The sequence below is a fragment of the Jiangella sp. DSM 45060 genome (assembly GCF_900105175.1).
Lineage (GTDB): Bacteria > Actinomycetota > Actinomycetes > Jiangellales > Jiangellaceae > Jiangella.
This window is the reverse complement of sequence record NZ_LT629771.1, coordinates 3,432,373-3,451,121: the sequence shown is the minus strand read 5'-3', so window position 1 is coordinate 3,451,121 and position 18,749 is coordinate 3,432,373. Positions and strand designations below refer to the sequence as shown.

The following is an 18,749-nucleotide window of genomic DNA, read 5'->3' as shown; positions in this document are numbered from 1 at the left end:
TGTCACAGGCCGGCGCACTGGCCCGGCACCGGGGCGGTGACCACGTTGCGGGTGCCGGTGTTCCGCGGCGCGGGGTCGTTCTCCGTGCAGTCGAGGGAGCCGCGGACGACGTTGCCGCCGATCCAGACGCCTCCTGTGTTCCCGGCGAGCTGCACCGGGCCGGTCACGGCGTTGCCACCGCAGTCGGTGCCGTCCGGGTCACCGCCCGCGCCGATCAGCACGGTGCCGGTGGTCCCGGTGATGGTCACAGGGCCGGCGATCCGGGCGTCGCAGACGGCGACCGCTGCCGCGCCCTCGGACAGCAGCGGCCCGGCCACCGTGGAGTCCCGCACGAGCAGGACGGCGCCGTTCCGCACGGTCATCGAGCCGTAGAGAGTCGCTCCGTCCAGGCAGGTGACGCCGGCTCCCGCCGTCAGCGGTCCGAACGCCGGGCCGCTGACCGTGGTGTCGCAGGCACGGCCGGCGAATTCGACGTCGACGTCGTCGATCATGCTGTCGATCGTGAACGTCGCGCCGGTTTCCGGGATCGTGGCCGAGTCCTGCTGGATCTTGAGGTAGCGCTCGGTGACGGCGAGGTCGCCGAACCGATGGACCACCCGGCCCTGTGCGTCGGTGCTCTCCTCGAAGGACCAGCCGGTGACCTCCCGGAAGGTGTCGTTGTCGTCGCTGGCCCAGATGCTGTACGACGCGGCCGTTCGCGCGGTGTCGCCGTCGGTGTCGCGCACGCTCACGGCCCGCACCTGTCGTCCCGGCCAGGGCCCGAAGTCCAGCCCCAGGCTCTGTGCCCGGATGTCCCAGGCCAGACCGTAGTCGCAGTCACCGGTCCAGCCGTAGACGGGCCGCGTCTGCGGGGCCTGGTCGAACTCCACGTGCCCGACGCGGACGCCGTCGGCCGGTCGCCGGCCGGGCGGCCCGGAGACGGTCAGGACATCGCCGTCGTGCAGGCCGAGGTCGTCCACCGTGGCGCGTGCGGGGAGCACCCGGCCGTCGTGCGACAGCCGGGCGCCTCCGGCGGCGCAGGTCACCGTCGGCGCGGCCGCGGCCGCCAGCTCCTCGATCGTGGTGGCCGGGTCGACCGTCAGCTGATGGCGGGCGAACGGGTAGGGCCACTCGCCCGCGTTGCCGCGCTGCACGTGGACGCTCACGGCGTCGCCGGCGGCCGCCTGCGCGGCCTCCCACTCCGCGGCGCACTCGTCGCCGGTCAGATCCTCGACGACGTTGTACCCGATCCGGTACGTGCCGGTCTTGCCGGGCTGGTACTGGAACAGCGTGAGGATGCTGCCGTCGTCGAGTCGCACGAACTCCGGCTCGGCCGATCGGAAGTCCTGGAACGACTCGCCGGTGGGCGACTCCAGCAGCAGGCGGTGCCGCCAGGTCGCCCCGGCGTCGAAGGTGACGCTCACGGCGGCCAGGTCCGGATGCGGCTCGAGCGGTGTGGGGTTCCGGCCGTTCTCGCTGTGCGTGCGGTAGCCGAACATGAGCTTGGTCTCGCCCGGCGGGAGCTCGGCGGTGCACGGCGCGGCCGCCAGCGACGGCGTCGTCGCCATGACGGGGGTGGCGACGGGGTCGGACCAGGTGCGTCCGAGGTCCTCGGAGTACGACAGGTACATCCAGAAGGGGTTCGGCGACTGTACCCCCGTCAGGTCGTACCGGATCACGGCCATCAGGCGCCCGTCCGGCAGCTGCGTCATCGCCACCTCGTTGACACCGCCCCCGCGAGAGCCGTTGCCGAGGGGGCCGGGTGGCGTGTGCGGGTCGTAGGCGATGGTCGAGTAGTCGGTCCAGGTGCGACCGCCGTCGTGCGAGCGCATGACGGCCGCCCGCCAGCGCATGGGGTCGGTCTGCCAGTCCTCGACGAGACGCTCGGTTCCCCACATCGACATGAGCAGCGAGCCGTCGTCGAGCTCCAGGACGCGCGAGCAGCAGGCCCAGTGCTCCCTGGTCTGTGCTGGGAGCTCGACAGGCTCGTCAAGCCCGTCCCAGGTCTGCCCCGAGTCGGTCGACCTGGCCACGTACAGCACGCTGTCCCGGTTGTTGTACGGCGAGTAGTTCACGCCCTCGTTGAAGGGCAGCAGGATCGTCCCGTCGCTCAGAGTGGTCATTCCGCGGCTCGACCACACGGACCCGTTCTCGAAGAGGCTCGGCGCCTTCAGCGTGACGGGATCGCCCCACGTCCTCCCGTCGTCCGTGGACCGGATCAGCCGGATCAGCCCGCCGGCCTGAACGTCTCCGGTGGTGTTGAAGACGGCGAGGATGTCGCCGTTGGGGGCGCGCACCGCCGCCGGCCGGAACGCGGACTCGCTGTCGTCGGCGTAGGCCACGCCGCGGTCCACGACCTCCAAGCCGGTGTCGTTCACCACCTCGGGCGGCGGCTCGGACAGGCCGAAGACGCGAACGTCCGCGCTGAGGTTCCGGAGCACCGCCGTGAACGCCGTGTCCTGGTAGCGCGTGTTGATCTTGAGGTATCGCCCGGTCGCCTCGAAGCCGTCGAAGGCGTGGATGGTCCGGCCGTCCTCGGATCGGGACTCGAAGGACCATCCGAGGACCGGCTGGTAGGTGATGTTGTCGTCGCTGATCCACAGCGTGTAGTCAGCCGCCGACAGCCGGATCGGGGCGCTGCCTGAGGCGCTCAGGACGAGTTCCGCGCCCTCGATCCGGTGCTGAGCCGCGGTGTCGGCGGCGACGCTGCGGCGCTGGTAGTCCAGCGCCACCGATCCGCTGCCGCCGAAGGCGGGGACTCTGCCGGTCGCCGGGTCGGAGTCGGCGTTGAGCAGGCCGCCCCCGGAATCGAGGCGTTCTGCTTCGTCGGCGACCTGGACGGCGGGCTCCGCCGCCGCGACGGACATGGCGACGGCGGCGGCACCCCAGAGAAGGGCCGCTGCCGTCCCTGCGGCGACAACGCGCCGAACGGGCGAGATCATCTGGTTCCCTCTCTGTCGGACAGCCATGTTTCAGTCACTGGAACAGGAGGTTTCACGTGTGGGGACGAGAATGGGATGCGGCGTGCCGAGTTGTCAAGATCCGTGGGGATCCGGCGCCAGGCGGCGGTCTGGCCGCCGGTCGCCCGCACGCCCCACCGACGCGCACATCGTCATTGCCGAGAGCGGCTGACGTCCTGCGGTCCCCAGGCCAGGCTCAGGTCATCGCCTGGGTTGGTGGTCAGTCGCGTCAGCCCGGTGCCGTCGCTGTCGACGACGTAGGCCTCACCGTTGCCGTCGCGCATGGAGCGGAACGCGATCTGGGTGCCGTCGGGAGACCAGCTCGGCCACGAGTCGCTCGACGCGTGGTTCGTGAGGTTGACCTGCCCGGTGCCGTCAGCGTTCATGACGTAGACCTCGTTGTTGCCGTCGCGGTTGGTGACGAAAGCGATCTTGCTGCCGTCAGGAGACCAGTTCGGTATGGTCTCGATCGCCGCGCTGTTGGTCAGGTTCGTCTGGCCGGAACCGTCGGGATTCATGGCGTAGATCTCGTAGTTGCCGTCGCGCACCGACACGAAGGCGATCTTGCTGCCGTCGGACGACCAGCTGGGGTAGGCGTCGATCGCTGCGTTGTCGGTCAGCCGGAGTTGCCCGGAACCGTCGGCGTTCATCGTGTAGATCTCGAAATTGCCGTCCCGGTTGGAGCCGAATGCGATCTTGCTGCCGTCCGCCGACCAGCTCGGATAGCCGTCGTTCGCTCCTGGGGTGTTGGTGAGATTGGCCGGCCCGCTGCCATCGGAGTTCATGACGTAGATCTCGTAGTCGCCATCGCGCAAGGTGTAGAACGCGATCTTGCTGCCGTCGGGTGACCAACTCGGCCATGCGTCGATGGCCGCATCGTTGGTCAGGTTGGTCTGGCCGGTGCCGTCCGGGTTCATGACGTAGATCTCGTAGTCGCCGTCGCGGTCCGTCTGGAACGCGATCGGGCCGTTGACGCCGGGAAACGTGCCCGCCCGGACCGGCGGCGCCGGGGCCAGCGCCAACGCCAGCGTCGCCCCGACGATGCCGATCGACGCCGCGCGGCGTGTTCGGCTCAGAGCCGGAGCACGAGCGGCGAGACCATGCGGGTGTGCAGGAGTAGCCATGTGGTGTCTCCTTCCCTCGAGGGGTGTCTGCTGCAACTTGCGGTGGCGTCCGCCCTGCGTGTGGGGCGTTGATCCGGCGGGTGCCGCCGAAGGATCGGCGGCACCCGCCGGTGGTTCGCGTCGCCCTCGATGCGCTACCGCGGTACGGCTTCCTGCTGTGCTGAGGGGGCGTGTGTGATGTCGGACTGGGCGGCCGCTGCGAGTACCTGGGCGGCCTCGTAGCGGGTGAGGAGGTCGTCGGTTCGCCAGGTCACGGTGAGGTCGCGCACGGCGCGGACGAAGGTGGCGTGGTCGGCGAATGGTGCTTGGGCCCAGAGTTGGTCGAGGAAGGTGCAGCCGTCGCCTCGGTCGTAGTTGGGGACGCCGGAGTCGGCGGCGCCGAAGGCGATGGTGGTTTCCGTGGAGTGTCCGTCGGGGCAGGCGTCGAAGCTGACGTCGACGTCGTCGCGCATGCTGTCGATGACGAAGGTCTCGGTGCCGGTGGCGTGGGATTGGTGGATCTTCAGGTAGGGCTCGGACACGGACAGTCCGGTGAAGGTGTGTACCAGTCGGCCGTCGATGACGTCGGTGGTCAGGGACCAGTCGGTGATCTGGTGGTAGTCGTCGTTGTCCTGGCTGGCCCACAGGGTGTAGTTGTCGCTGGTGAGGCGTGAGGTGTCGTCGGTGTCGCGCAGGCTCACCGATCTGATGGCTTGGCCGTCGGGTATCTCGACGTGCAGGCCGAGGCTGCGCGATGCGGAGTCCAGCGGGAGCCGGTAGTCACAGGTGTCGCTCCATGCGTACACATGCCGCGTCTGCGGAAACAGGTCGTACTCGACATGGCCGGTGACCAGTGGACCGTCGGCCTGCTCGGTGCCGTTCACGGTGATCACGTCGCCGGTCCGCAGCCCGGCCTGTTCCAACGTCTGGCCGGAGGCGATCGGCTGGTCCTCCCCGTTGCGGCGGACCGTCAGCCGGGCCTGCTCCTGCCGGCAGGTCATGAGGCCGGCCGCCTGCTCGAGCAGTGTGTCCACGGGCGTCGACGGGTCGAGGCGAACGTGGATGCGGGCGAGCGGGTAGGGCCAGTCGGCGAGGCCGATCCGCTGGACGTGCAGGCTGAGCGTGGACTGGCTGTCCTCCTGGGCGTTCTGCCATTCCTGCACACACTCGTCGCCGGTTCCGTCCTGCAGCACGTTGAACGCCAGGCTGTAGGGCCCGACCTTCTGGTCCTGGTACTGGAACACGGTGAGCACGCGGTTGCCGTCGAGCTGGAGGAAATCGGTCTGGGCGGCTCGGTACTCGCCCGGTGCGAGGCCCGCGGGATGCTGAAGCACGACGCGGTTGGGCCAGGTGGCGCCGCCGTCGAACGAGACGCTGACGCCGGCGAGGTCGGCATAGGGCTCGTCCGGCGTAGGACTGCGTCCCGCCGAGCTCATGATGCGGTGGCCCAGCATCACCTTGGTCTGGTCCTCGGGCAACGACGCGCTGCAAGGCGCCTCGCCCATGAGGATGGCCTGGCCGCGGATCTCGCTGACGACCGGCTCCGACCAGGTCCGCCCCACGTCCTCGGAGTACGACACGTAGAGCCAGAACGGGTCTGCTCCGGGGCGCAGCGCGACCGGGCCCTCGTATCGAATGACGGCCATGAGCCGTCCGTCGCGCAGCTGAACCACACTGGACTCGTTGACACCGCCACCGCGGGACCCGTTGCCCCTGTTGCCGGCAGGGATGTGCGGGTCGTAGGCGATGGTGGAGTAGTCGGTCCAGGTGCGGCCGCCGTCGTACGACTTGACCAGTGCGGCGCGCCACCGCTGCGGGTCGAGCTCCCAGTCGTCGGCCAGTTCCAGGGTCCCCCACAGGCTCATCATGAGCGTGCCGTCGTCGAGCTCGCTGACGCGTGAACAGCAGGCCCAGTGCTCGCGCTGGATCTCGGCGGGAAGCTGGACCGGCTCGTCGAGGCCGACCCAGGTGTGGCCGTTGTCGGTCGACCTCGCCACGAACATCTTGCTGTCTCGGTTGTTGTAAGGCGAATAGTTCACGCCCTCGTTGAAGACGAGCAGGATCGTGCCGTCGCGCAGCGTGACGAGGTTGCCACCGCTGACGTACATGGCGCCGCCGTCGAAGATCTGCGGCTCCACCAGCGTTTCCGGCGGGCTCCAGGTCTGCCCGCCGTCGGTCGAGCGGACCAGCTTGATCACACCGTCTGGCTGCACGTCGCCAGTGGTCTTGAAAGCGACCAGGATGTCGCCGTTGGGCGCACGGGTGATCGCCGGCGAGAACGCGGTGTCGGTGCCCGAATCACTCGCGTCGTAGACGACGCCTCTGTCGGTGACGGTGAGGCCTTCGTCGGGTTGGGAGGGGTCGTCGGGGGTGCCGTAGACGGCGAGGTCGGCGGCGCGGTTGGTCATGACGAAGGTGTGTGCGGTGTCGGTGTATCGGGTGTTGATTTTGATGTAGCGGGTGGTGGTGTCGAGGTTGGTGAAGGTGTGGACGGGGTGGCCGTCGGTTGTTGACGCCTGGAAGGACCATCCGGTGAGTTGTTGGTAGGTGATGTTGTCGTCGCTGGTCCACAGGGTGTAGTCCTGTTCGGCCAGTCGGGTGCTGGTGCTGCCGGATGCGGTCAGTTCCAGGCGGTTGATCCGGGCGGGTGTGGCGAGGAAGGCGCCGACGCTGCGGCGGTCGCGGTCGAGGGCGAAGCCGCCGGTGCCGCCGATCTGGGCGAGTGGGCCGGTGGCGGGGTCGGTGTCGGCGCCGAGCCAGCCGACCATGGTGGTGAGGCGTTCTTCGTCGGTGGGGTCGTCTTGTGCTGCGGCGCTCGGTAGTCCTGCCAGCGCTGTGAGTGTCAGGGCCGCCGATGCGGCGAGTGCGACACCGCCGCCGGCGATGCGCCGACCACTTCTCCACCATCGCATCCGAGACAGAAACATCAAACCTCCATGGGGTTCGGGGCGGGACCGGACCAGGACATCGGTGCTTCGGGGTGGGCTAATGCTGTGGGGGTGTGCCGGATCGGGCGGCTGCTGCGAGTACCTGGGCGGTCTCGTAGCGGGTGAGGAGGTCGTCGGTTCGCCAGGTCACGGTGAGGTCGCGCACGGCGCGGACGAAGGTGGCGTGGTCGGCGAATGGTGCTTGGGCCCAGAGTTGGTCGAGGAAGGTGCAGCCGTCGCCTTGGTCGTAGTTGGGGACGCCGGAGTCGGCGGCGCCGAAGGCGATGGTGGTTTCCGTGGAGTGTCCGTCGGGGCAGGCGTCGAAGCTGACGTCGACGTCGTCGCGCATGCTGTCGATGACGAAGGTCTCGGTGCCGGTGGCGTGGGATTGGTGGATCTTCAGGTAGGGCTCGGACACGGACAGTCCGGTGAAGGTGTGTACCAGTCGGCCGTCGATGACGTCGGTGGTCAGGGACCAGTCGGTGATCTGGTGGTAGTCGTCGTTGTCCTGGCTGGCCCACAGGGTGTAGTTGTCGCTGGTGAGGCGTGAGGTGTCGTCGGTGTCGCGCAGGCTCACCGATCTGATGGCTTGGCCGTCGGGTATCTCGACGTGCAGGCCGAGGCTGCGCGATGCGGAGTCCAGCGGGAGCCGGTAGTCACAGGTGTCGCTCCATGCGTACACATGCCGCGTCTGCGGAAACCCGTCCTGCTCGGCGTGGCCCGCGGTGAGGTGCGAGTTCGCCTGATCATCCGAGTACACCGTCAGGACGTCGCCGTGGCCCACTCCCGCATCGGTCAACGAGGTGGTCGCGTCCAGTCGCCGGCCCTCCTCGTCGACGACGTACGCTCCGTCCCTCGACGAGCAGGACACCGCATCCGCCGCCGCCGACACGACCTCGCCGACCAGCGTCGATGGGGGGAACGTCAGCTGCCCGACCGCGAGGCGCATCGGCCAGTCGTCGCGGTCGCCGCGCTCGACGAAGAGCGTCAGGTTCTTCTCGGCCGTCTCGCGCGCCTGCTCGAGCTGGGTTCGACACTCGCCGCCGGTCGCGTCCTGGAGCACGTTGTAGCCCAGCTTGTACGCGCCACCGTCGGCGGACCGGTACTGGAACAGCGTCAACAGCCGCGAGCCGTCGAGCGGGAGGAAGTCCATCTCGCTGCCCAACGAGCTCTCCGGTGCGCCGCCGTCGGGCGGCTGGAGCAGCATGTGCCCGGTCCACGTGAGTCCCTCGTCGAAGGACACGCTCACCGCCGGAGCATTGAGCAGCGTCGACGTGCCGGGAATCGTGGACCGGTCCCGATAGCCGAAGACGAGCTTGGTCCCTTCACCACCGAGCTCATTCGTGCACGGCGCGATGGCCACCGACGGGGTGGCGCCCAGCAGTGACGTCACCTTGACCGGTGACCAGGTCGCTCCACGATCCGAGGAATGCGAGACGTACACCCGGAACCGGTCGGGCGAGCTGAGGTCCGGGGTGATCGACTCGTAGCGCAACATCGCGACCAATCGCCCGTCGGGCAGCTGCGCGATGCTCGGTTCGTTGAATCCGTCGGGCCATGCGCCGTTGGCGCGCGCCGGGTTGTTGGGGTCGTAGGCGATGGTGGAGTAGTCGGTCCAGGTGCGGCCGCCGTCGTACGACTTGACCAGTGCGGCGCGCCATCGCTGCGGGTCGGCTTCCCAGTCGGGAACGAGGTCCTTGGTCCCCCAGAGAGGCAGCAGGAGCGAACCATCGTCCAGCTCCAGGATGCGGGAGCAGCACGCCCAATGCTCACGGGTCTCCACCGGCATCTCGATCGGCGTGTCGAGCCCTTCCCACGTGTGCCCGGAGTCCGTGGAACGGGCCACGAACAACTTGCTCTCACGGTTGTTGAACGGCGAGTGGTTCACGCCCTCGTTGAACGGCAACAGGATCGTGCCGTCTGAGAGCGTGGTCATACCGCGGCTGGAGTAGATCGAACCGTTCTCCCACTCCGACGCCTCCTTGAGGACGACCGCCGGACCCCATGTCCTGCCGTCGTCCGTGGACCGGATGAGGTTGATCGTCCCGCCCGGATTGACATCGCTGGTCGTGTTGAAGGTGGCCAGGATGTCGCCGTTGGGCGCGCGGGTGATCGCCGGCCGGTACGCCGCCCCCGCGGGGTCCGCGTAGGCGACGCCTCTGTCGGTGACGGTGAGGCCTTCGTCGGGTTGGGAGGGGTCGTCGGGGGTGCCGTAGACGGCGAGGTCGGCGGCGCGGTTGGTCATGACGAAGGTGTGTGCGGTGTCGGTGTATCGGGTGTTGATTTTGATGTAGCGGGTGGTGGTGTCGAGGTTGGTGAAGGTGTGGACGGGGTGGCCGTCGGTTGTTGACGCCTGGAAGGACCATCCGGTGAGTTGTTGGTAGGTGATGTTGTCGTCGCTGGTCCACAGGGTGTAGTCCTGTTCGGCCAGTCGGGTGCTGGTGCTGCCGGATGCGGTCAGTTCCAGGCGGTTGATCCGGGCGGGTGTGGCGAGGAAGGCGCCGACGCTGCGGCGGTCGCGGTCGAGGGCGAAGCCGCCGGTGCCGCCGATCTGGGCGAGTGGGCCGGTGGCGGGGTCGGTGTCGGCGCCGAGCCAGCCGACCATGGTGGTGAGGCGTTCTTCGTCGGTGGGGTCGTCTTGTGCTGCGGCGCTCGGTAGTCCTGCCAGCGCTGTGAGTGTCAGGGCCGCCGATGCGGCGAGTGCGACACCGCCGCCGGCGATGCGCCGACCACTTCTCCACCATCGCATCCGAGACAGAAACATCAGACCTCCGCGCGTCGCCCGGGTTCATGGACTGGAACAAGATCGCCTGTGTTCGCCAGTGCTTGTCGCGTTCGTCAATCCGGTAGGGCGTGCGTAGCGCCGCCGCACTGCGTGAACGCGATGTGCCGATGGGGGCCAGAGGCCGTCAAGGTGTCAGACGCTTGTAGGCCGTTCTCACCCGACTGAGCTGAGTTCCATACAGTGGAACTAGGTGTTTCACTGTGGGTGAGCATGGACGGAACCACGAGGATTGTCAAGGCTCCGGTTGGACCCGTGGGTCCTGTCGCGAGACGGTCGACCATGCGTGTGGGACTGTCTGTGGACGCCGCCGAAAGTGGTCGAAGCGCGTCGGCGCCATCGTCGGGATGTGGGGATCGGCGGCAGCCGCCGCGCTGCTCCCGCGCCGTCAGCTCCGGTCCGGCTCCACGGTGGTCCAGTCGCCGGTCGCCGCCGACCGACGGAGGGCGTCGGACACGGCGAGCGCGGCCACGCCGTCGTCCAGTCCGACGACGGGTGTGGCGGTGCCGGCGGCCACCTCGAGCAGGTGGTCGAGCTGGCGGCCCAGCGCGGCGGCGGGCGGTTCGGTGAAGCTCTGCCGCCGGTCGAAGTCGTCGCCGGCGCGGCGCAGCGTCAGGGTGCCGCGGCCCACGTCGGCCAGCAGCGATCCGCCGGTGCCCAGGACGTGGATCGTCCGGGTGCCCCGCGGTTCGACGTAGTCGAGGTGGAACGCTCCCGTCACGCCGGCGGCGTGGACCAGCAGGCCGTCGACGACGTTCGGCTCCTCGACGTGCGGCACGCCGGTCACGGTGCGGGCGACGGCGAGACAGCGTGCGACCGGGCCGAAGAACCAGCGCAGGTAGTCCCACTCGTGCGAGTAGTCGCGGTACAGGCGGTCCGGCTCCGGGGTCGCGAACCGCGAGACCGCGGCGGTGATCGTCGTGTAGGCGCCGAGCATGACCTGGAACGACGTCGGCGTGCCGACCAGGCCGTCGTCCAGCGCCGCCCGCACCGCCCGCACGACCGGCCGGTGCCGCAGGACGTAGCCGACGAGCACCGGTGTCCCGGTCGCGCGGATGCGCTCCGCCGCGGCGGCGGCCTCGGCCGCGCGCGGCGCCAGTGGCTTCTCCACCAGGGTGGGGATGCCGCGGCCGGTGGCCGTCTCGAGCTGGGGGAGGTGGAAGCGGTCCGGCGCGGCGATGACCAGCGCGTCCGGGCGCAGGTCGAGCAGCGCGCCGAAGTCGTCGACGGTGCGCTCGACGCCCCGGTCGTTCGCGCGTTCGCGCAGCTCAGGGTCGGGGTCGAAGGCGACGACCCGGACGCCGGGGCGTGCCAGGAGAACGTCGACGTGCTGCCGTCCGATGGATCCAAGCCCGCTGACCGCCACCCGTGCCACCGGCATCTGCCGCCTCCAAGTTCCAGCGAATGAAACCATCCATACTGACTGTTGGAACTCACTGCTACCATCCCGCCATTGCCACGTCAACGAGAGGTGGACGGCGGATGAGCGTGCTGGAGCGGTTCCGGCTGACGGGCAGGGTCGCCGTGGTGACCGGTGGGTCCGGACTCTACGGGCAGCCCTTCGCCGCCGCGCTGGCCGAGGCCGGCGCGCACGTGGTCGTGACGTCGCGGCAGGCCGAGACCGCCGAGAAGACGGCCGGTGACCTGCGCGACCGCGGCTGGTCGGCCAGCGGCCTGCCCCTGGACCTCGCCGACCCCGCCTCCGTCGAGGCGTTCCACCGCCGCGTCGTCGACGTGCACGGCCGGATCGACGTGCTGGTCAACAACGCCGTGCACCGCGCCGGCGGCGATCTGGCCGGCACGACGGCGGCGGACTGGGACGCGACCTCCGCGGTCAACTCGCGCGGGCTGTTCCTGCTGACTCAGGCGGTCGCCGAGACGATGGCCGCCCGGCGCTCCGGGTCCATCGTCAACATCGGCTCCATCTACGGACTGGTGGGCCCGGACTTCCCGATGTACGAGGGCACCGAGATCACCTCGCCGCTGTTCTACGCCTACGACAAGGCCGGCATGGTCGGCCTGACCCGGTACCTCGCCTCGGCGCTCGGCCGGTCCGGGGTGCGGGTCAACTGCCTGTGCCCGGGCGGGCTGTACAGCGGGCAGGGCCAGGCCTTCGTCGACGCCTACTCCGCCCGTGTCCCGCTGGGCCGGATGGCCGCCGAGGACGACGTCACCGGCGCGCTGGTGTTCCTGGCGTCCGACGCGTCGGCCTACGTCACCGGGGTGACGCTGCCGGTCGACGGCGGTTGGACGGCCCGGTGACCGGGCCGGACCCGGGGCCGGCCGGGATCGCGGTGCTCGGGTCGGGCGGCATCGCCCGCGCGCACGTCGCCGCGCTCGGCCGTGTGCCGGGGGTACGCGTCACCCACGTGCTCGGCTCCGACCCGGCCCGCGCGGCCGAGGTCGCTGCGCTGGCGCCCGGCGCCCGCGCCGCCACCGTGCTGGACGACGTCCTGGCCGACCCGGACACCCACGGCGTGTACGTGTGCGGGCGGACCGAGGACCATCCCGGCCGCACGCTGGCCGCCGTCGCTGCGGGCAAGCACGTCGTCGTGGAGAAGCCGCCGGCCCGCGACGTCGCCGACTTCGACGCCATGGTGCGGGCCGCCCGGTCGGCCGGCGTCCGGCTGATGGTCGGGCAGACGGTCCGGTTCCAGCCGGTCGTCGCGACGCTGGAGGCGGCCAGCCGGTCCGGGCGCGTCGGCGACCCGCGGCTGCTGCACCTGAACTGGTACGTCGGGCACGTCTGGCCGGGCGCGTGGCGCAGCTGGCAGCTGGACCCGCGGCAGTCCGGCGGGCACCTCGTCCACAACGGCATGCACCCGCTGGACCTGGCGATCTGGCTGCTCGGGACCCGGCCGGAGCGGGTCTTCACCCGCGGCTGGTGCACCCACGCTCCCGACCTGCCGACGCCGGACAGCTTCCACCTGACCGTCCGCTTCGCCGGCGGCGGCCTGGCCATGATCGAGGTCTCCTACGGGCTGCGCGAGCCCGGCGACGTGCTGCGCCGGATGGTGCTCTGCGGCACCGAGGGCACGCTGGCCCACCACACCGCCGACGACGCCGCGCCGTCGGGTGGCGGGCCGCCGGTTCCGCTCGCCTCGGTCGGGGACGCCGTCCAGCGCCAGGCCGAGCACGCGGCCGCCGTCGTCGCCGGGCACGCCGAGCCGATCGTCGCCCTGCGGCACTCCCGGTGGGCGTTGGCGGCGGCGATCGCGGCCCAGCGGTCGCTGGAGACCGGGTGGCCGGTCGACGTCGAGCCCGGGGGAGGCGACCTCGATGCCTGAACCGCTGCGGACCGTGCTGGTGAGCGCGGTCCGGCACGCCGCCGGCTACGCCGAGCTGCTGGCCTCCCATCCCGGCTACGCCCTCGCCGGCGTCGCGGAGAGCGACGACGCCGGTGCGGACGCGCTGGCCGACGCCCGGGCCCTCGCCACCGCGACGTCGGTGCCGCTGTGGCGGCTGGAGGACGTCGGGGCGGATCACGCCGACGTCGCGGTGATCTGCTCCGAACCCACGCGGCACGCCGTCCTGGCCGAACGGATGCTCGGGCTCGGCCTGCACGTCCTCGTTGACAAACCGCTGGCCACCGACGTCGCCGCGGCCCGGCGCGTGGTCGAGGCGGCCCGCGCGGCCGGACGCCACTGCGCCGTGGTGACCCGCGCGCTGGCGCCGCCCGTGCGCCGGCTGCGCGCCTGGGTCGACGATGGCCGGCTCGGGTTGCCGCGCAGCGTCGACGCCGAGTTCCTGTCCAGCGGGACGCACTTCTCCGCCTCGGTCGAGCGGCCCGAACTGCTGACCGACCCGCGGTTGTCCGGCGGCGGCGAGGTGATGAACGTCCTCGGCTACCCCGTCGACGACATCCGCGCCGTCACCGGCTGTGAGCCGGTCGAGGTGTTCGCCGAGGCCGGGTCGCTGTTCTGGGACACGCACCGGTCGCACGGCGTGGAGGACGTCGCCGTCGTCTCGGCGCGGTTCACCCACGGCCTGGCCGCGTCGATCGTGGTGGGCCGGGTGCCCGTGGCGCCGGGTCCGGGGCCGGGCACGTACACCCTGCGGGTGATCGGCTCGCACGGCCACGCCGAGGTCGACGTCGGCGAGCCGGCCGTGCGGCTGTACTCCGGCTCCGGCGCCGAGCCGATCCCGATCGACCGGCCGCCCGTCGTGGCGGTCCTGGACGACCTGCTGGCCGGCATCCTCACCGGGCGCCGGCTCGGCTACGACTGCGCCGACGCGGCGATCGCGGTGGCGACCATCGACGCCGTCTACCGCTCGCTGGCCAGCGGCGCGCCGGCCCGGGTGGACACCGGGAGGGCACCGAGTCCGGTGGCGAACGTCTCGCCACCCACGAGAGAGGATGGACCACCTTGATTGAGCATTTCGCGCCGGATCCCGACGCGTCGTACTCGCCGGCGGTACGGGCGGGCGGCTGGCTGTTCATCTCCGGCCAGGCGTCGACCGATCCGGAGACCGGTGCGTTCATCCCGGGCACCTTCGAGGAGGAGTTCATGCGCAGCGTGGAGAATCTGCGCCGCGTGCTGGCGCAGGCCGGCGGGAGGGAGGACCAGATCGTGAAGATCGCGGCCTTCGTCCGCGACGAGGCGAGCCTGCCCCGCTACAACGAGCTGTACCGCGAGACGTTCAAGCACCCGCGGCCGGCGCGGACGACGTCGTCGATGGGATTCGACTTCCTCCAGGTCGAGCTGGAGTGCGTCGCGTACGTCGGTGACGACGAGGTTCCAGTAAGCGAAACGTAACGGTCCAATTTCGTGCGCCCGGAACTCTTGACACCAGAGCCCGGGTCGACAGACTACTGAAACAGCGCGTTCTGATTGGTGGAACGCAGGTGTCGGTTTCGCAAGACCTGAAGTGTCCCCGTCCGACCGAATCTTCGTGTGGAGAGATACATGACCGACCGTGCCCTACCGACCGGCGTCGTGACTCCGCTGGTGGTGTTCCGCACCGAGGACGGCGCACCGGACCGCGCCGCCACCAAGGCCCTGGTCGAGCACCAGATCGCGGCGGGCGTCCGCGGCCTGCTGGTCAACGGCTCGACCGGGGAGCTGGGCAACCTGGCCCCGGCCGAGCGGTCCGCCGTGCTGCGCGTCGTGGTCGAGACGGCGGCCGGCCGGGTGCCGGTCTGGGCCGGGGTCGCCGGGCTCGGCACCGCCGACGCCGTGACGGCCGCGCGGGAGGCCGAAGCCGACGGCGCCGACGCCGCACTGGTGCTGCCGCCGCTGTTCTTCGACACCAGCGACGCCGAGATGGCCGAGCACTTCCGCACGATCGCCGCGGCCATCGGCATTCCGGTGCTGGCCTACGACGTGCCGGCGCGGGCGCCGCGCAAGCTGCCGGTGCCGCTCGTGCGCGAACTCGCCGAGGAGGGCGTGCTGCGCGGCCTGAAGGACTCGTCGGGCAACCTGACGGCGGGCCGGCAGCTGTGCGCGGCCACCGAGCACGTCGACGGCTTCGCCACCTACCTCGGGTCGGAGATCACCCTCGACCTGGCGGCGTACCTCGGCTTCGACGGCATCGTGCCGGGGCTGGCGAACATCCTGCCCGGGTCCGCGGTCGCGGTGTTCGACGCCGCGCGCTCGGGTGACCCGTCCCGCGCCGCCGAGGCCCAGCGCACGTACCAGCGGCTGCTGGACATCCTCGACGTGCCGCTGGACGGCGCCGGGTTCTCGGCCCGGGCGATCGCCGCGATCAAGGTGGCCGCCGCGGTCGTCCTGGACCTGCCGGCGCCCGGCACGACGGCGCCGTTCACGCAGCCCGACGCCGTGTTCGTGGCCGCGGTGACGGACATCGTCCAGCAGTCGCGGACGAATTGATGACGACGCTGACCACCGCCTGGGCGGTCACCGGGAGCGGTGTGGTCGTCGACGCCGTGCCGGCCATGTTCCCGGGCCTCACCTGGGCCGGCGACGAGCTGCTGGCGAGCTACTCCACGGTGCCCGACGGCTGGCCGGGCGGCACCGTCGGCGTCGTCCGGTCCGGTGACGGCGGCCGCAGCTGGTCGGCGCCGCACACCGTCGCGGAGCCGGTCGGCGGCCTCGACGCCGTGCTCAACGCCGTCGGCATGACGACCCTGAGCGACGGCACCGTCCTGCTGCCGTACAACGGCGTGCGCTGGACGCCGGGCGCGGGCGTGGGCGGCCGGGTCATCAGCCTGCACCTGCTGCGCTCGGCCGACGGCGGCCGGACCTGGACCGGCGGCGCGCCGATCGACCTCGGCTTCCACGGGCCGTGCGTCTACGGACGGCTGATCGAGCTGCCCGGCGGCCGGCTGCTCTGGCCCGTCTGGGGTCAGCGCAGCGCCGACGAGCGGTGGCGGTCGGCGCTGCTGGAGTCCGCCGACGGCGGCCACGCCTGGTCCGTCGGCCCGACCATCGGCTACGACCCGGACGCCCGGCTGGCCGGCGCGTACGCGACGCCGGCCGAGGGCGGTCTCGGCGACGACGGGAACCCGGACGTCGCACGCACGGCCGACCCCGACTTCCGCCCGCACAGCCCGATCGACGGGTTCACCGAGACCACGGTCGTCCCCACCGGCGACGGCCGGATGCTGGCCGTGCTGCGCCAGCAGGGCGTCGAGGGCGACGAGACCATGCAGCTGTTCCGCTCGGAGTCGGCCGACGACGGCGCCACCTGGACGACGCCGGAGCTGATCGGCTTCGCCGGCATGTCGCCGCTGCTGCACCGCGCGGCGGACGGCTCGATCCTGCTGGCCACCCGCCGGTTCGCGCCCGAGGGCGGTCCGACGCCGCCGGGCGTGGAGGTGCGGGTCAGTCAGGACGGCGGCGGTTCCTGGTCCGCGCCGCTGCCGCTGCGCGACCCGCACGGCTACCAGCACACCGCGGAGTACCAGTGCGGCTACCCGGCGATGGCCGACCTCGCCGACGGCTCCGTGCTCACCGTCTTCTACAGCTACGCACCCGGCCGAGGCCGGTTCCTGGCCTGGAACACCCTGAACCCGGGAGGAACCCGATGACGCGTTCGCCCGCTCTCCTCGCTCTGGCGACCGGCGTGGCGCTCGCGCTCGTCGGCGTCGCGCCCGCTCCGATCGCCGCCGGCGCCGCCGAGGCGCCCGACCCGGCGCTGCGCGTCGTCGACGCCTGGAACGTGACCGGCCCGGAGACCTTCCCCGGCGAGGCGACGCTGCCGGCCCAGCGTCCGGCGCTCACCCGCGCGCCCAACGGCGACCTGCTGGCCGCGTTCAACACCTCCGGCGACGCGCACCCGGGCGGTCAGCTGCGGATGATCAGGTCTGCCGACGAGGGCCGGACGTGGGGACCGTCGGAGGTCGTGGCCGAGCCGAGGCTCTTCGGCGACCGCGGCAGCATCGCGGCCACCCGCGGCATGGCCACGCTGTCCGACGGCACCATCCTGCTGCCGTACAACGACGCGGTGAACCACACGAACTACAACAACCGCGAGTCGGTGCTGTTCGTGGCCCGGTCCACCGACAGCGGGCAGACCTGGACCGGGCGCGACGAGCCGGTCGAGCTGCCGATCCCGATCCGCGAGGCGCACGTCGGCGGCGGCCGGATCCTCGAGCTGGAGGACGGCACCCTGCTGCTGCCGATCTGGGGCGCGCTCGAGCTGGTCGACGGCTGGGAGACCGACCCGATGCGCTGGCGCTCCGGCGTGCTGCGCTCGTTCGACGGCGGTCAGACCTGGTCCGACTACCGGACCATCGCCTACGACCCCAACAACCCGCCGCAGTTCCCGCCGTTCCACAGCGCCAAGTACACCAGCGGCGCGAACGAGCTGGCCCTGCACGAGCTGCCGGACGGCCGCATCGTCGCGGTGATCCGCTACGCCACCGGGGTCGGGCCGAACCGGGCGCAGGTGTACCTGTCCTACTCCGCCGACGCCGGCGCGACCTGGACGGACCCGGTGGCCACCGGCCAGCAGGCGGAGGCGCTGTCGCTGACGTACGCGCCGTGCACCGACCGGTTGGCCGAGGGCCAGGCCAAGCTGATCATGGGTCACCGCGAGCTCGACGCCGCGGGCACCCGGATCGGCCAGGCCGCCCTGCACGTCTCCTTCGACGGCGGCGTGACGTGGACCGGCAAGGTGCGGCTGCGCGACCCGTCCGGTGCGGCGAACCTGGGCGCCGCCACCGGCGAGCCCGACTTCCTGCGTCTGGACGACGACCGGCTGCTGGTGCTGTTCCAGGTCTTCCTGCCCGGGCAGCCGTCGAAGGTCGTCGCCAACGTCGTCGAGGACGCCTCGGACGCCGCGACCTGCCAGGCACAGGCCGACGCCGCGGCCGCGACGGCGCAGACGTCACCCACGTTCTTCGTCGACCGAGCGGACCGCGACCAGTGGGCCTGGCCGTTCGCCAGCCGCAAGCTCAACCACCCGGCGACGACCACCGTCGGTGAGGTGATCGACGCGGACGCCGGCCTGCTGTCCTGCGCCGGCCCCGGCCTCCGGCTGACCCTGGACGGCCGGATCCTGGACCGGTCGGACACCCTGGCCGCGGCCGGGGTCGGCCACGGATCGGTGCTGCGACTGAGCGGGCCGCCGCCGAGCCGGCCGTGGCGGGTCGGCTTCGCCGAACTGGACACCGCGCCGCAGACCCGGCACGTCTACGGCTGGGACCGGGCCTGCGCGCCGGCGTCACTGGCGCTGGACTACCGGGCCCGCTCGCTCGGCCTGGACGTGCGCATCCCGGCCGCCCACGGCATCAGCGCCGTCGAACTGCGCGACCGGGATGCCGCGACCCGGCTCACCGGCGCGGACTACCGGCTGTACAGCAGCCCGGACAACGAGACCTACACCGAGATCACCGGCTGGTCGTTCAGCTCCCGCGTGGAGGACGGCCGGGTGGTGCACCGGTTCGACGGCCTCGCGGTGACCGACCGCTACCTGAAGATCCATCAGCCGCACACGACCACGTCGTACAGCTTCGTGCTGGCCGACGCGCGCGCTGACGTCAACGTGGAGTTCGCCAGCCGGCGCCGTTGAGGCGCCCGGCTCGACATTGGAG

Annotated in this window: 12 protein-coding genes; 7 read left to right on the top strand and 5 right to left on the bottom strand. The window is 71.2% G+C overall.

Translation table 11 applies throughout. The annotated features are described in order from the left end of the window. Positions 1-2: 2 nt before the first annotated feature. The 5 genes from BLU82_RS15480 to BLU82_RS15460 all read right to left on the bottom strand — a co-directional run bounded on the left by BLU82_RS15480 (position 3) and on the right by BLU82_RS15460 (position 11,132). Entirely contained in the window at positions 3-2,846 is a 2,844-nt protein-coding gene (locus tag BLU82_RS15480; RefSeq protein ID WP_172885625.1) for an exo-alpha-sialidase, read from the bottom strand. A gap of 245 nt (positions 2,847-3,091) precedes the next feature. Next, positions 3,092-3,961, bottom strand: coding sequence for a DUF5050 domain-containing protein (locus BLU82_RS15475; protein WP_157741012.1), 870 nt, complete (start codon positions 3,959-3,961; stop codon positions 3,092-3,094). A gap of 236 nt (positions 3,962-4,197) precedes the next feature. Further along, entirely contained in the window at positions 4,198-6,810 is a 2,613-nt protein-coding gene (locus BLU82_RS15470) for an exo-alpha-sialidase (protein ID WP_092622011.1), read from the bottom strand. 217 nt (positions 6,811-7,027) lie between these two features. Continuing rightward, complete coding sequence (locus BLU82_RS15465) at positions 7,028-9,574, bottom strand: exo-alpha-sialidase (RefSeq protein ID WP_092622009.1); 2,547 nt, start codon at positions 9,572-9,574, stop codon at positions 7,028-7,030. A 565-nt stretch (positions 9,575-10,139) separates the two neighbouring features. Continuing rightward, positions 10,140-11,132: a Gfo/Idh/MocA family protein gene (locus BLU82_RS15460; RefSeq protein WP_172885624.1), complete on the bottom strand. Its 993-nt coding sequence runs from the start codon at positions 11,130-11,132 to the stop codon at positions 10,140-10,142. Positions 11,133-11,233: 101 nt separating this feature from the next. Between BLU82_RS15460 and BLU82_RS15455 the strand changes: the two genes are divergently transcribed. The 7 genes from BLU82_RS15455 to BLU82_RS15425 all read left to right on the top strand — a co-directional run bounded on the left by BLU82_RS15455 (position 11,234) and on the right by BLU82_RS15425 (position 18,727). Further along, positions 11,234-12,013 carry an SDR family NAD(P)-dependent oxidoreductase gene (locus BLU82_RS15455; RefSeq protein ID WP_197682971.1) on the top strand — a complete coding sequence of 260 codons (780 nt, stop codon included), beginning with the start codon at positions 11,234-11,236 and terminating at the stop codon, positions 12,011-12,013. Further along, on the top strand, positions 12,010-13,038 hold the full coding sequence (locus BLU82_RS15450) for a Gfo/Idh/MocA family protein (RefSeq protein ID WP_197682970.1): 1,029 nt from the start codon (positions 12,010-12,012) through the stop codon (positions 13,036-13,038). The genes BLU82_RS15455 and BLU82_RS15450 overlap by 4 nt, the downstream gene beginning before the upstream one ends. Beyond that, positions 13,031-14,122 carry a Gfo/Idh/MocA family protein gene (locus BLU82_RS15445; protein ID WP_092622005.1) on the top strand — a complete coding sequence of 364 codons (1,092 nt, stop codon included), beginning with the start codon at positions 13,031-13,033 and terminating at the stop codon, positions 14,120-14,122. Before BLU82_RS15450 ends, BLU82_RS15445 begins: the two co-directional genes overlap by 8 nt. After that, complete coding sequence (locus BLU82_RS34195; protein ID WP_157741010.1) at positions 14,119-14,508, top strand: RidA family protein; 390 nt, start codon at positions 14,119-14,121, stop codon at positions 14,506-14,508. Before BLU82_RS15445 ends, BLU82_RS34195 begins: the two co-directional genes overlap by 4 nt. A gap of 150 nt (positions 14,509-14,658) precedes the next feature. Then, a complete protein-coding gene (locus BLU82_RS15435) occupies positions 14,659-15,582 on the top strand; it encodes a dihydrodipicolinate synthase family protein (RefSeq protein WP_092622001.1) in 924 nt (307 codons plus the stop codon). Continuing rightward, positions 15,582-16,742, top strand: coding sequence for a sialidase family protein (locus BLU82_RS15430; protein ID WP_092621999.1), 1,161 nt, complete (start codon positions 15,582-15,584; stop codon positions 16,740-16,742). The genes BLU82_RS15435 and BLU82_RS15430 overlap by 1 nt, the downstream gene beginning before the upstream one ends. Beyond that, positions 16,739-18,727, top strand: coding sequence for an exo-alpha-sialidase (locus BLU82_RS15425; RefSeq protein ID WP_092621997.1), 1,989 nt, complete (start codon positions 16,739-16,741; stop codon positions 18,725-18,727). The genes BLU82_RS15430 and BLU82_RS15425 overlap by 4 nt, the downstream gene beginning before the upstream one ends. The last annotated feature ends 22 nt before the right edge of the window (positions 18,728-18,749 follow it).